The 13,269-nt window shown below is 61.6% G+C and carries 16 protein-coding genes; 14 read left to right on the forward strand and 2 right to left on the reverse strand.

The annotated features are described in order from the left end of the window. Positions 1 to 88 precede the first annotated feature (88 nt). Complete coding sequence (locus FJ423_RS03755) at positions 89 to 283, forward strand: hypothetical protein (RefSeq protein WP_140839317.1); 195 nt, start codon at positions 89 to 91, stop codon at positions 281 to 283. 1 nt (position 284) lies between these two features. On the opposite strand, the gene FJ423_RS03760 is transcribed toward FJ423_RS03755, so the two are convergent. After that, positions 285 to 611: a DUF768 domain-containing protein gene (locus FJ423_RS03760; protein WP_095768527.1), complete on the reverse strand. Its 327-nt coding sequence runs from the start codon at positions 609 to 611 to the stop codon at positions 285 to 287. 236 nt (positions 612 to 847) lie between these two features. On the opposite strand from FJ423_RS03760, the gene FJ423_RS03765 reads away from it, so the two are divergent. The 8 genes from FJ423_RS03765 to FJ423_RS03800 all read left to right on the forward strand — a co-directional run bounded on the left by FJ423_RS03765 (position 848) and on the right by FJ423_RS03800 (position 5,606). Continuing rightward, positions 848 to 1,177, forward strand: coding sequence for a low affinity iron permease family protein (locus tag FJ423_RS03765; RefSeq protein WP_095768526.1), 330 nt, complete (start codon positions 848 to 850; stop codon positions 1,175 to 1,177). 144 nt (positions 1,178 to 1,321) lie between these two features. Then, entirely contained in the window at positions 1,322 to 1,840 is a 519-nt protein-coding gene (locus FJ423_RS03770) for a ferritin-like domain-containing protein (protein ID WP_095768525.1), read from the forward strand. 62 nt (positions 1,841 to 1,902) lie between these two features. Beyond that, entirely contained in the window at positions 1,903 to 1,998 is a 96-nt protein-coding gene (locus FJ423_RS03775) for a pyrroloquinoline quinone precursor peptide PqqA (protein ID WP_108702850.1), read from the forward strand. 126 nt (positions 1,999 to 2,124) lie between these two features. Beyond that, positions 2,125 to 3,063, forward strand: coding sequence for a pyrroloquinoline quinone biosynthesis protein PqqB (gene pqqB, locus FJ423_RS03780; RefSeq protein WP_140839533.1), 939 nt, complete (start codon positions 2,125 to 2,127; stop codon positions 3,061 to 3,063). After that, entirely contained in the window at positions 3,060 to 3,818 is a 759-nt protein-coding gene (pqqC, locus tag FJ423_RS03785; protein ID WP_140839319.1) for a pyrroloquinoline-quinone synthase PqqC, read from the forward strand. The genes pqqB and pqqC overlap by 4 nt, the downstream gene beginning before the upstream one ends. Next, positions 3,815 to 4,111, forward strand: a complete 297-nt coding sequence (pqqD, locus tag FJ423_RS03790; RefSeq protein ID WP_140839321.1) for a pyrroloquinoline quinone biosynthesis peptide chaperone PqqD — start codon at positions 3,815 to 3,817, stop codon at positions 4,109 to 4,111. Before pqqC ends, pqqD begins: the two co-directional genes overlap by 4 nt. After that, positions 4,108 to 5,244 carry a pyrroloquinoline quinone biosynthesis protein PqqE gene (gene pqqE / locus FJ423_RS03795; RefSeq protein WP_140839323.1) on the forward strand — a complete coding sequence of 379 codons (1,137 nt, stop codon included), beginning with the start codon at positions 4,108 to 4,110 and terminating at the stop codon, positions 5,242 to 5,244. Before pqqD ends, pqqE begins: the two co-directional genes overlap by 4 nt. Before the next feature lie 140 nt (positions 5,245 to 5,384). Beyond that, positions 5,385 to 5,606, forward strand: a complete 222-nt coding sequence (locus FJ423_RS03800) for a hypothetical protein (protein ID WP_140839325.1) — start codon at positions 5,385 to 5,387, stop codon at positions 5,604 to 5,606. Between the two features lie 315 nt (positions 5,607 to 5,921). Here the strand turns inward: FJ423_RS03800 and FJ423_RS03805 are convergent, their stop codons facing one another. Next, positions 5,922 to 7,022: a mandelate racemase/muconate lactonizing enzyme family protein gene (locus tag FJ423_RS03805; RefSeq protein WP_140839327.1), complete on the reverse strand. Its 1,101-nt coding sequence runs from the start codon at positions 7,020 to 7,022 to the stop codon at positions 5,922 to 5,924. Between the two features lie 158 nt (positions 7,023 to 7,180). Here FJ423_RS03805 and FJ423_RS03810 point away from each other — a divergent pair, with 158 nt between their 5' ends. The 5 genes from FJ423_RS03810 to FJ423_RS03830 are packed head-to-tail and all read left to right on the forward strand — an operon-like array spanning position 7,181 to position 13,266. After that, positions 7,181 to 7,927, forward strand: a complete 747-nt coding sequence (locus FJ423_RS03810; protein ID WP_246680078.1) for an FCD domain-containing protein — start codon at positions 7,181 to 7,183, stop codon at positions 7,925 to 7,927. A 24-nt stretch (positions 7,928 to 7,951) separates the two neighbouring features. Continuing rightward, positions 7,952 to 9,613 carry a GMC family oxidoreductase gene (locus FJ423_RS03815; RefSeq protein ID WP_140839328.1) on the forward strand — a complete coding sequence of 554 codons (1,662 nt, stop codon included), beginning with the start codon at positions 7,952 to 7,954 and terminating at the stop codon, positions 9,611 to 9,613. Positions 9,614 to 9,671: 58 nt separating this feature from the next. After that, on the forward strand, positions 9,672 to 10,652 hold the full coding sequence (locus FJ423_RS03820; RefSeq protein ID WP_095768517.1) for an ABC transporter substrate-binding protein: 981 nt from the start codon (positions 9,672 to 9,674) through the stop codon (positions 10,650 to 10,652). A gap of 59 nt (positions 10,653 to 10,711) precedes the next feature. Beyond that, entirely contained in the window at positions 10,712 to 12,265 is a 1,554-nt protein-coding gene (locus tag FJ423_RS03825; RefSeq protein ID WP_140839329.1) for a sugar ABC transporter ATP-binding protein, read from the forward strand. Continuing rightward, positions 12,262 to 13,266 carry an ABC transporter permease gene (locus FJ423_RS03830; protein WP_140839330.1) on the forward strand — a complete coding sequence of 335 codons (1,005 nt, stop codon included), beginning with the start codon at positions 12,262 to 12,264 and terminating at the stop codon, positions 13,264 to 13,266. The genes FJ423_RS03825 and FJ423_RS03830 overlap by 4 nt, the downstream gene beginning before the upstream one ends. The last annotated feature ends 3 nt before the right edge of the window (positions 13,267 to 13,269 follow it).

Raw genomic sequence — 13,269 nt, forward strand, 5'->3', positions numbered from 1 at the left:
CAAATGTGGTTGAGGCTGAACCGCTGCACTTCTACGAGTGCGGCAAGCGTCCGGTTGCGTCCTGCGTCCGCCTCGCGACGAAGGAACCATGACGCGCCACTCTCAACTCAGTCTTTTGGAATTCGAAGCGCTAACGCAGGCAGCTTCGAAACTGTCGAAGGATCACGGCGGAACGCTGGAAAGCTTGGTGACCTCCCTGTTCGAAGCGCTGCGCGAAGGAGAGACTTGCCCAAAGACGGTTCTGGACGCGGTAATTTCGACGCTGACCAAGGAGAACCGCTAGACTAGACAGCCGGCTTGCCGGAGCCCTCGGCATCATCCTGTTCAGGCTCGACATCTTCCAGGGCATCGATGACAGGCGCCAGCGAATTCTCGTGATCAGCACTGGATTCCGACCCTCTGTTTTCCTCGCCGGCTTTGTCTAGTGCACGTTGGATGGCGTCCTCAATGTTGCCCACCTCCTGCTCGCGCACCTCGCGACCGTAGCCGGCGGCATCGGCGTCTTGCTCGAATTGCTGCGCCAGCATCGCAACGCTGATCTCGGTGTCGGTCGGCAAGTTGCCGACATTCTCTTCCAGCCAGCTTCGCAGGAATTCCTTTGTCGCGTTCATGGAGCACCTCCTCCTCGACGCGAGATAACTGGACGATGACGCCGATGTTCCGTAAATCCGAAACGGCGGGGAATGGGCGGATCGCTGCACGGTGGGGAGCTTGAACACTCTGGGGACACACTCGATGGCTTTCCACGGCGAGAGCGCTTGACACGAGGGGGACGTTCCCGCCTCGAGCTAGGTTCCAGCCCAACGTATCCAGCGGGAACCCGGCTTGCGCTCAGCCGTTCGCAGGCATGGCAACATTGCAGCTTCGAGAAGCGCTGACCAAAGTCGGCACACTGACGTCCCGACCGGCGGCCTTTTTGATTTTGGGCGGCTACACTCTTGCCTGGTACGTCTTCGAGCGGGAGACACTTGACTGGCACGGCGCCGCGACGCTGATCACCTGGGCAATGACGCTGTTTATTCAAAGGGCCGAGCATCGCGACACCCAAGCATTGCAGGCGAAACTCGATGAGCTGATCAAGGCGAACGACAAGGCTCGCAACGAGATCGCCGGAATGGACGACAAAGAGCCGGAGGAAATCGAGCGGATGCGCGATGTCGGACGAGTCGGAAGTTGACGTCTCCTCAACCGGACTGCCTTCGGAGCTAAGTCGTTGTGGGTACGGCGCCAGCGATGATGACACTCTTGTCGGAACTTCGGGTCCCCGGGCGGATTAGGAAGAGTGCCGCAGGCGCATCCCTACACCCAAGGAGGACCTAAGATGCCGAAAAAAGCTTCGTCCGCGACCTCGAACGGCTTGGAAAGCCTGTTCCTGGACGGACTAAAAGACATTTATTACGCTGAAAAAAAGATCCTGAAGGCTTTGCCAAAGCTGGCGAAAGCAGCACAGTCCGAAAAGATAAGCGCCGCTTTCGAAAAGCACCTCAAGGAAACTGAAGACCAGGTGGACCGCCTGGAACAAGTCTTCGACATGCTCGGCAAGCCGGCCAGGGGCAAGACCTGCCCTGCTATCGACGGCATCATCGAGGAGGGCTCGGAAATCCTCGAAGAGTACAAGGACGAGCCGGCGCTTGACGCAGGGCTGGTTGGCGCCGCGCAAGCGGTCGAGCATTATGAAATCGCGCGCTACGGCACGCTGATCGCATGGGCCGAACAACTCGGTCTCAAGGATGCTCTTCCGCTGCTCCGACAAACGTTGAAGGAAGAATCGGCAACCGACGAGGCGCTCAACGCTCTTGGCGAGAGCGACGCCAATCAACGTGCTTTGCAGGCGGCCTAGCAAAGTGGACCATTTGGCCCTAACGGCGGCCGTCGATCTTATGGTTGCAGAAGGAGAACTCGATGAAGAAGACCTGGAAGAAACCAACCATGTGTCAGGTGGCGGCGGGCTTCGAGATATCGCGATATCTGCCTGCTGAAATCCGGCCGAAAAAGTAGCCCGTGAATTTGCATGCCCTGCTCAACGGGGCATGCAATTCTTTGCGATATCAGAAGACGCGGACGCAAATCGACCGCAGCCGCAAAAGTGGCGCCGGTCAGTTGGCCCGCTGGGCATGCATTGCCATGCGCGTGAAGATCATCGGATCGGCGGCGGGAGGCGGCTTTCCGCAGTGGAATTGCAATTACCGCCTGAGCCGCGCGGCTCGCATGGGCATGGCCGGCGTGCGTTCGCGAACCCAATCCTCCATCGCCGTATCGGCGGACGGGACAGGTTGGGTCCTCTTCAACGCGTCGCCCGATATCCGCCAGCAGATTGCGCAAGCGCCCGAGCTTCAGCCCGCGGCCGACGCACCGCTGCGCTCGACGCCTATCCGCGCGGTGGTGCTGACCAATGCCGACGTGGACCATGTCGCCGGCCTGCTCAGCCTGCGTGAGCGGCAGCCTTTCGCGATCTATGCGACCGCGCAGGTGCTCGCGACACTGGCGGCCAATTCGATCTTCAATGTCCTTGATCCGGCGATCGTGCCACGGCGTCTCTTGGCGCCGACACAGGAAATGGCAGTCTGCGGCGCGGACGGCCACCCGACCGGCGTGATCGTCGGCAGCTTTCCGGTGCCGGGCAAGATAGCGCTCTACCTCGAGCAAAGAGGCGATCCCGCCGCCGATTTCAGCTCGGACACCGGCGACACGATCGGCGTCCGCATCAGCGAGAACGGCGGTCGTGCCCCGGTTTTCTACGTTCCGGGCTGCGCGCGCATCGATGCCGCGCTGCGCGCGCGCCTGGCCGGTGCTGCCTGCCTTCTGTTCGACGGCACCGTCTACATGGACGAGGAGATGATCACGGCCGGCGTCGGCCAGAAAACCGGCGCGCGCATGGGGCACATCGCAATGTCCGGAGAAGCAGGTTCGATTGCCGACCTGGCCGATGTGAAGATCGGTCGCCGTATCTTCATCCATATCAACAACACCAATCCTGTGCTGGACGAGAATTCCGCCGAACACGCGGCGGTCAAGGCGGCTGGCTGGGAAGTCGCCAGCGATGGCATGGAGCTTGAATTGTGAGCGATTTCCACGACGCGGCCCGAGGCGGACTGTCCAAGAGCGAGCTCGAGGCCGTGCTGCGGCGGGTCGGCGACGAGCGCTATCACAACCGCCATCCTTTCCATCACAGAATGACCGGCGGCGCCCTGTCGAAGGCCGAAATGCAGGCCTGGGCGCTGAACCGTTATTGCTACCAGGCCGTCATTCCGCGCAAGGACGCCATGATCCTGGCGCGCGCCGAGGATCCGGCGTTCCGCGCCGCCTGGCGCAAACGCATCGAGGACCATGACGGCGAGGACGGATGGAGCGGCGGCATCGCGCGCTGGCTGCACCTGGCGAGCTCTCTTGGGCTCGATGCCGAAGCCGTCAAGGGCGAAAAGCTGGCCCTGCCGGCGACCCGTTTCGCCGTCGGCGCCTATCTTTCCTTCTGCACGAACCATACGCTGCTCGAGGCGGTCGCGTCATCGCTGACCGAGATGTTCTCGCCGACGATCATTGGCGAGCGGGTGCCGGCGATGCTGGCCAGATACGACTACATCACCGAGGATACGCTCGCCTATTTCACCCGGCGGCCCGAACAGGCAGCGCGCGACGCCGACTTCGCCCTCGCCTACGTGCTCGCCCATGCCGACACGGCTGAACGCCAGCAGCAGGCGATCGATGCGCTGGTGTTTAAATGCGACATACTCTGGGCCATGCTCGATGCGCTCCAGCATGCATATGGCGCGCCGGGAAACATACCGCCCGGCGCCTTCCGCCCGGAGGCCGCCTTATGACGGCACTACGGGAAAGGGCCATCGTGTCGTTGCGGTCGGCGCCATCGCTGCCCAGGCATGTGCGCATCCAGTACGATCCCGTGCGGCAGGTCTTCGCGGTGCTTTCGCCGGAGAAGGTATTCTGGCCGAACGAGATCAGTCTCGACATACTGCGCCGCTGCGACGGCCGGTCCATCGTCGAGCGCATCATTGCCGATCTTGCGGCCGACTATGACGCGGATCCGGAGGACGTGGCGGCCGACGTCATCGCCTTCCTGCAGGAATGGTCGGACAAGCTTTTGGTGAAGCTATGAGTGCGCCCATCCTGCCTCCGATCGGCATGCTGGCGGAACTGACGCATCGCTGCCCGCTGCAGTGTCCTTATTGCTCCAATCCGCTCGAACTGCTGAAGGCCAACCACGAGTTCGACACGCAGACCTGGCTCGATCTGTTCTCGCAGGCCGCCGATCTCGGTGTCCTGCAGGTGCATCTTTCCGGCGGCGAGCCGACGCTGCGTCGCGACCTCGAGCAATTGATCGCCGGGCTTTCGGCGCGCGGCGTCTACACCAACCTCATCACCGCCGGCGTCGGCATTGCCGAGGGCCGCATCGAGGCCTTTGCCGAAGCCGGTCTCGACCACCTGCAACTAAGCTTCCAGGGCGCCCGTCCGGCGACCACCGACCGTATCGGCAACCACCGGGGCAGCCACGAGAAGAAGCTGGAGACGGCACGCCGCGCCCGCGCGGCCGGGCTACCCCTCACCATCAATGCGCCGGTCCATCGTCACAACATCGAGGAAGTGCCGGAATTCATCGATCTCGCCCTCTCCTTAGATGCGGAGCGGCTGGAGATCGCCAATGTCCAATATGCCGGTTGGGCGCTCGCCAACCGCGACAGGCTGATGCCCGACCTGGCAGCGGTCGACCGGCAGGCGGACATCGTCACGGCGGCGCGCGAAAGGCTCGCCGGCATCATGAACATCGATTTCGTCACGCCGGATTATTTTGCCGTGTATCCCAAGCCATGCATGGGGGGCTGGGCGCGCGACGCCTTCATGGTGGCGCCCGACGGCACCGTGTTGCCGTGCCATGCCGCCCAGACCATTCCCTCGCTGCGCTTCGAGCGCTTCGGAGACCGCAGGCTCGCCGAAATCTGGGCCGACTCACCGGCATTCAGCGCCTTCCGCGGCACCGACTGGATGCAGGAGCCGTGCCGAAGCTGCGAGCGGCGTGAGATCGATTGGGGCGGCTGCAGGTGTCAGGCGATGGCGATCGCCGGCGATGCAGCGGCAACGGATCCGGCCTGCATCAAGTCGCCGATCCACAAGCGAATGGCGATGCTGACCGACGCCGCGCAGGCAGCGCCGGAGGGAAATGAAAGCTTCGTTTTCCGGCGGATCGGCGCCACAACCCCACGTGACGCCGCACTGATCATGGCCCCCCGATGACGGCCCACCCAAGAATGTTCGGCGGCGGACCACTTCGACGCAACCTCCTGCGACGCCTCTCACCGGCCAACCAGGTGCAAGAGCGGCAACGATTGTGAGACCGTGAGAGTTGCTGAATATATCGCCCTGCCGGTTTCATCATGGACCGAGATCGCCAGGGTCTCATCGACGTCGCTCTCAGCCATTTCGTCGACGGCGATGTCGTGCAGCGTCTTAAGCGCTTCTCGTCGCATGTCGCGCAGGCTGTCCAGTTCAACCCACGCATCGGCAAATCGCTGCCCGTTTCTCGTAACTTCGAAAACGTACCGTGGCATTCAGCCATTGTGAGCACTTCGGATGCCAGCGCATTTAAATTTGAGTGATCGCAATGGGCTGAGGGACGAGGTCTCGCAAAAAAGTTGATACCTTGCGCGATAGTAGCAGTCGGACATTTGCCTCATTGGCCAGGTGCTCCGCTTCCGCCTGCGACAGCCCAATCAGCGATATGTCATTCGCTTCTGCCGGGAGGTCACTTGATCGGCCGCCGTGGACCAGCCACTCGCCGTTCGGCGGGTGCTGCTTATTCGCGGCGCGCTCCTTTTCCAGCGCGATAGCCTCTCGACGCTTCGAAGCGACCGTGGCTGGTCCGCTCGGCAAGCTGGCTCTTTCGGGCCAGGTCGGTCCGTTACCGATCTGGCTTAGACCCTCTCCTCAAAGCCATCCAGCTTACGCCAGTCAAAGCTGACACCAATGCCTGGCTCGTCTGGGGCGACTGCCAGCCCATCCTGCAGCCTGAGCGGACGAGTGGTGTACAGGTCGATGTCGAAACTGTGCGCCTCCACCCAACCAGCGTTTGATTGGCCTGCGACCAAACTGACATGTAGTTCCTGCATGCCGTGGCTGCACACCGGAATTCCAGCCTTGCGCGCAAGCTTGGCGACCCGCAACCAGCCTGTGATGCCGCCACAGTTCGACGCGTCTGGTTGGATGTAGGATAGCTTCGACCACGCGAAGGCATGCTCGAACTCCTCGATCACATGCAGGTTCTCGCCCATGGCCAGCGGCATGCCCGTTGCCTCGGCAATGGCTGCGTAGCCCCGGTAATCATCCGGTATGATAGGCTCCTCGAACCAGAGCAGCTCGTAAGGCGCGAATGCTTTCGCCGCTTCGATCGCCCGATGAATGTCGAGCGCGTAATTGGCGTCCACCATGAACGGAGTGTGCGGCCCGATGCGCTCGCGGATCGCCTTAACTCGGGCGACATCCTCCGCGAGGTCGTCTTTGCCGACCTTGATCTTCACAGCATTGAACCCGGCGGCGAGATAGGAATCGATGCTCGCCAGCAACTGATCGAGGGAGAAGTTCAGGTCGATGCCGCCGCGATATGCCTTGGCTGTCTTGCCGGCCCTGCCCGCCATTTCCCAGAGTGGTCGGCCGATGCGCCGGCCCTGCAAATCCCAGAGCGCTATGTCGAGCGCAGAAATCGCAAAGGACGCGATGCCGCCGCGTCCAACATAATGGATGTGCCATAGCATCCCATCATGGAGCGCCTCGATGTCGGTCGCGTCCCGTCCTTTCAGGAACGGCGCCAGATCGTGGACGATCATGGCTCCGATCGCATGCCCACCTTTACCTCCAGTGTAGGTGTAACCAGTCCCTTCGCTGCCGTCCGCCAGCCTCAGGGTCGCTGTCACCAGCTCAAAATGCGTGTGAGCACCATGCTTGGCGTCGGTCATTACTTCACGCAGCGGCACCCGGAAAAGCCGAACCTCTACGTCCGTGATTATTGTATCGCCCATTGCGAGGCTCTCGCCGCCTGACCTATTTTCGTCATACCATAATTGCACTCTATCGGGCTGATCGCAACCAGATCGGTGATCCCACCGCGCTTTTGGTCCGATGATAACTCGCTGGACCTTGTGCTTTGGTCCGATCTGCGCATTAATGACTGCGTGAAGTGGAGGACGGCTTGTTAAGTACACCACAGCATCTTGGAACGCGGCCCACGAGCGGAGCTGCTCGCGCGGCAGACGCCATGGTGATTGGAATCGAAGCGGATATCGCCTCCGGCAAGCTCGGCGACGGCAGTTTCCTGCCGGCTGAGCGCGAATTGATGGCCGAGTACGGGGTTGGCCGCGGCGTGGTGCGTGAAGCGGTCGCTCGCCTGGCAAGCCGCGGTCTTATCGAAGCGCGTCCACGCTTTCGCCCAGTGGTCCGCCGGCCGGGGCTGGACGCGGCGCTCGGCGCTTTGGAAGGTGTTGTCGGCCACCTGCTAAGCGCTCAGGCGGGAGTGAAAAACCTCTACGATACCCGGGTCTTTCTTGAAGCCGCTCTTGCGCGCAACGCCGCCATCCATGCGCGCAAGGACGACGTGGCCACGCTCAGATCAGCGCTCGAGATGAACGAGGCGGCGATACCGGATTCGGAAAAATTCTATGCCACCGACGTAGGATTTCACGCCGTGCTCTACCAGATTACGCGCAACCCGGTGATGCCCGCAGTGCACAAGGCCTTCACCGCGTGGCTGTCGCCGCATTGGATGCGCATGCCCCGATCGCCCGAGCGCAACCGCATCAATTTCCTGAGCCACCGCGAAATCTGCATGGCGATCATCGAGCGAGATCCGGATGGCGCCGAGCGGGCGCTGCTCAATCATCTTTCCGCGGCCTGGGAGTATGTCCGTGGCACATTTGAAATGCCGTGAGGGCCGGAGGGAGGACCGGCGAGAATGACGCAGACTTACGATCATATCGTGGTGGGCGGCGGAGCAGCGGGTTGCGTGGTCGCGGCGCGGCTGGTGAGGGCAGGACGGCGGGTCCTGCTTCTCGAAGCTGGGCATTCGCATCACCACCCGCTGCTCGATATGCCGCCGGGGATCTTCAAGATGATCAATGGCTCGAAGTTCATGCGCTATTACCGCACCGAGCCGCAGCAGCATCTGGATGGACGTCAACACGAAATCTCGCAAGGCAACGTGCTGGGCGGCGGCACCTCGGTCAACGCCCAGGTCTATATGCGCGGCCGTGCCTCGGACTATGACGAATGGGATGAGTTGCTGCGCGGCAACAATGCCGGCATCCGCTGGAACTGGCAGGCGGTGCTGCCCCACTTCACGGGCATGGAAGGCAACAACCGCCTCGGCGGCGAGTTGCATGGCAGCGAAGGACCGTTGCTTGTCTCCGATCCCGGTCACATTGACGACGTTTCGCGTTGGTTTGTACAGGCGGTCCAACGGCTCGGACTGCCCTACAATCATGACTTCAACGGGCCGTCGCAACGCGGAGTGGGCTTCTATCAGTTCATGAACCGGCGCGGGAAGCGTAGCAGCGCTGCCTATGCGTTTATCGAGCCATTGGCTAAGGATCCCAGGCTGACGCTGAGGCTGAATTCTGCCGCGAGGCAGTTGCTGATCCAGAACGAGCGCGCAAAGGGTGTAATCTACACTGACCAATCGGGAACCGAGCACGAGGCCTATGCGGACGGCGACGTGATCGTCTCGTCGGGCGCGCTGGTATCGCCGCAACTCCTTATGCTGTCGGGTATTGGCCCGGCCGAGGAACTTTCCAGACATGACATTGCCTGCGTCGTCGACCTTCCAGGCGTCGGCCAGAACCTGATCGACCATCCGGAAGTGCCGATCATTGCCACAGCAAACGGCCCGTATGGCTACTTCAAGCAGGGCCAGGGTTGGCGGATGATCAAGAACGGCTTGCATTTCAAGCTGTTCGGCGCCGGTACGATCCTGTCCGCGGGGGTCGAGGCTGGGGCTTTTGTCAATCCGGCCGATCCGGATGGCGAACCGACGATCCAGGCGTTTTGCGTGCCCCATGTGTACCTGGACCGCGATATCCTGACCCTGGTCGAGAATACCTACGGCCTCACTGTGACGACCGTGGTTGTCAAGCCGAAGTCCCGTGGCTTCGTGAAGCTGCGTTCGGCAGATCCGAACGACATGCCGGTCGTCTCTCCGCACCTGCTCAAACATCAAGACGACATGAAGCAGATGATTGCCGGCCAGCGCTATTTCCTGAAGGCATTCCACGCGAAGCCGCTGGCGGATCGCATCAAGGCTGTAGCCGTCCCCCGGGAAGACGACCTCAGCGACGCGGCGCTCGAAAGGCACTGCAAGCGCTTCGTCAAAACGAATTACCATCCGGCCGGCACCTGCCGCATGGGCCCGGACAGCGATCGAATGGCCGTTCTGGACGCGGCCATGCGGGTGCGCGGGATAGAGAACCTGCGCGTTGCCGACATGTCGGTGTGCCCTAACATCAACGCCGGCAACACGGCTGCACCCGCCATGATGCTGGGCGACCGCTGCGCCGATTTCATTTTGGAAGCGGGTGCAGTGACTCAATCGAGGGCGAAGTCTGCAAGCGAGCTGACCTAGCCCGCCATAGGCGAGGAATATTCAACGGCGTCAAAACGCGACAACCAAGGAGGAAAGCATGATCATTACCCGTCGGAAATTGTTGGTAGGCTCCGCCGTCGGCGTGGCCGCTCTTACCCTCGCTCCACGCGCCTTCGCCGCGCTCCCGCCACTTGCCAAGAAAGACAAGTATAAAGTTGGCTTCGCCCAGACCGAGAGCAACAATCCATGGCGGCTAGCGGAAACCAAAAGCATGCAGGATGAGGCTGCAAAGCTCGGCCATCAGCTCGTTTATACTGATGCCGCCGGATCCTCGGCCAAGCAGGCCTCCGACGTAAACTCCATGATCGCGCAGGGCGTCGACGCGATTTTCCTGCCTCCCCGCGAGGACAAGCCGTTGGTGCCGGTCATCCTGGCCGCGCGTGATGCCGGCATCCCGGTCTTTCTCATTGACCGCGACGTGGATCACACCATGGCCAAGCCTGGACAGGATTACGTCACCTTCATTGGTTCCGACTTCATCAATGAGGGTAATCGCATCGCCGAATGGGTGGTGAAGAACGCCAATGGAAAATCGAAGATCATCGAGCTGGAAGGCACCACCGGTTCCTCGCCAGCCAACGACCGCAAGAAGGGATTTGACGACATCATCGCCAAGCATTCGGAATTCAAGATCGTCGCTTCACAGTCGGGCGACTTCGCTCGCGACAAGGGCCGCCAGGTGGCCGAGACGTTGCTGCAGGCGCATCCCGAAGCCGATATCATCTATGCCCATAATGACGAGATGGCGCTCGGCGCGATCGCAGCTCTCGAGGCCGCCGGCAAGACGCCCGGAAAAGATGTGCTGATCGTCTCGATCGACGGCGAAAAGGACGGCGTGCAAGCAATCGTCGACGGCAAGATCGGCGCCATCTGCGGCTGCAGCCCGCTTTTCGGACCGAAGGCTTTCGCCACGATGGCCGACTATGCCGCGGGGAAGCAAATCCCGCCTTTCATCAAGAACGACGATGACTTCTACGACGGCACGAACGCAAAGGATAAGATCAGTACGGCGTTCTGAATTATCTGGTTAAAGGCGCCTCCCCGCCTCGGCGGGGAGGCTTTTTCGGAGCTTTGCCGATGACGCGGCCGCCAGACGGACCTTCCCCGCTGCTTCTCGACATGCGCGGCATCCAAAAGCGTTTCGCCGGCATACCGGCGCTGGCGGACGCGTCGCTTTGCGTGCGCTCAGGCGAGGTCCATGCCCTGATAGGCCAGAACGGCGCGGGCAAATCAACGCTGATCAAGGTCTTGACCGGATACCACCGCAAGGATGCCGGGCAAGTGCTGTTCGAAGGCGAGCCCTTTGAGGCCCACTCGCCCCACCAGGCACAAGTCAACGGCATCAGCACGATCTATCAGGAGATCAATCTGGTCCCGCTACGGTCAGTGACGGAGAACATTTGCCTGGGTCGCGAACAGCGCCGTTACGGCCTGCTCGACTGGAATGCCATGCACGCGGACGCCGAGCGCCTGCTGAGCCGCTTCGCAATTGGCATCGATGTTCGCCGTCCGCTTGGCGAGTTCAACACTGCAACACAGCAGATGGTGGCGATCGCCCGGGCTATAGGGTTCTCCGCGCGCCTTGTCATTATGGACGAACCGACCTCGTCGCTCGACGAACGCGAAGTGGGAGTGCTGTTCAGCGTCATTCATCAGTTGAAGGCTGAAGGGGTGTCCGTCATTTTTGTAAGCCACAAGCTCGACGAGTTGTATGAGGTCTGCGACCAGGTCACGATCATGCGCGACGGCCGCACCGTGCGCAGCGCCGCAATGGAAGAAATCGGCAAACTGGAACTTGTCGCAGCTATGCTTGGCCGCGATGTCGCGGCTGTCGAGGGTCACGCCACAGCCTTCGGCGAGCGCGACCGCTCTAGAATCGGGGATGTGATGTTTTCGGCCCGAGGGCTTGGGGCCGGGCAGGCTGTCCGCAATGTGAACTTCGATCTCCGGCGCGGCGAGATCGCGGGGTTTGCGGGCCTCCTCGGCGCGGGTCGCACCGAAACTGCAAGGCTCGTGTTCGGTGCCGATCGCCCAAGCGCCGGCCAGATGACGATGGAGGGTGCCGCGTACCACCCCGACCGTCCCGCCGACGCGATCGCCGCCGGCATGGGTTTCTGCACCGAGGATCGCAAGGGCGAAGGTATCGTGCCGGAGATGACGGTGGCAGAAAACCTCACTCTTGCCTTGCTTCCGAAAATCAGCCGCAACGGCGTGCTGGACGACTCGCGTCAGCGCGAAATCGTCGAGCGGTTCATCCGCGAGCTCGGCATTAAATGCTCCGGACCCAATCAGAAGGTGCGGGAGCTTTCGGGTGGGAACCAGCAGAAAGTGCTGCTTGCCCGCTGGCTGGCGATGAATCCGAAGCTGCTCATACTCGACGAGCCGACAAGGGGAATCGATGTGGGTGCCAAGGGCGAGATCCAGCGTCTGATCCGGAGACTTGCAGATCAGGGCCTCGGCGTGCTCATGATCTCGTCAGAGCTTGAGGAAGTGATCGAAGGTGCGGATCGCATATTCGTTTTGCGCGATGGTGTCAGCGTGACCGAGTTGGAAGCTGAAGCCGCTAACGAAGAAAAAGTGCTGACCGCGATGGCGCACGGGACAAGCGCTTCCTCGGGGGCCACGACATGACCGAGCTGCCGAGGTCATATGCGGAGCGGGATGCAGTCGCGCGGAGCTTCGACCTCTTCGGCTTTCTGTCACGCTACGGGACCTTGATCGCACTTGTCTTGCTGGTTGCGTTCAACCTCGCCTTCACACGCAATTTCGCGACAATGCAGACGCTGAACGTCAACCTCACCCAGGTCTGCACGATCGTCATCGTAGCCGTCGGAATGACGCTCGTCATTGCCACGGGCGGCATCGATCTCTCCGTCGGATCGCTGATGGCTATTTCGGGTGCGCTGGCGCCGATGATCTTCATGGGCAAGATCCTTCCGATCGGAAGCATCTACCTGGGCGTGGCGGCCGCGATGATCGTCTCAGTACTCGTGGCCGGGCTGTTGGGGCTCTTCAATGGCTGGTTGGTCGCCCGCTTCCGCATCCAGCCCATTGTTGCGACACTGGTTCTGTTCATCGCGGGCCGCGGCATCGCTCAGGTGATGACGAACGGGAACCTGCAGACCTTCCGCGTACCGGAATTTCAATGGATCGGCCTTGCCCGACCCTTGGACATCCCGGCCCAAGTCATCATCATGGCTGTCATTGTCGCGGCAGCTGCATGGGCGTTGAAAAAAACGCTGTTCGGGCGATGCATATTGGCGGTCGGCGGCAATGAAAAGGCTTCCGAACTCGCTGGTATTGCAGTCTCCAAGATCAAGCTTGCTGTCTATGGCATAAGCGGCCTTTGCGCCGGGCTGGCCGGGCTAATTGTGATTGCAATCAACTCCTCCAGCGACGCCAACCTGGTTGGCCTTGGTATGGAACTCGATGCCATCGCGGCGGTTGCCGTGGGCGGCACTCTGCTCAGCGGCGGCAAGGCCACCATCATCGGTAGCCTGCTGGGCGCGCTTACCATTCAACTGGTGCGCTACACCCTTCTGGCGAACGGGGTGCCTGACGCCGCTGCCCTGGTGGTCAAGGCAGGAATCATCGCACTCGCCGTGTGGCTGCAGCAGCAGCATCGCGGGTAGTCT

The sequence above is a fragment of the Mesorhizobium sp. B2-8-9 genome (genome assembly GCF_006439475.1).
Classification (GTDB): Bacteria; Pseudomonadota; Alphaproteobacteria; order Rhizobiales; family Rhizobiaceae; genus Mesorhizobium.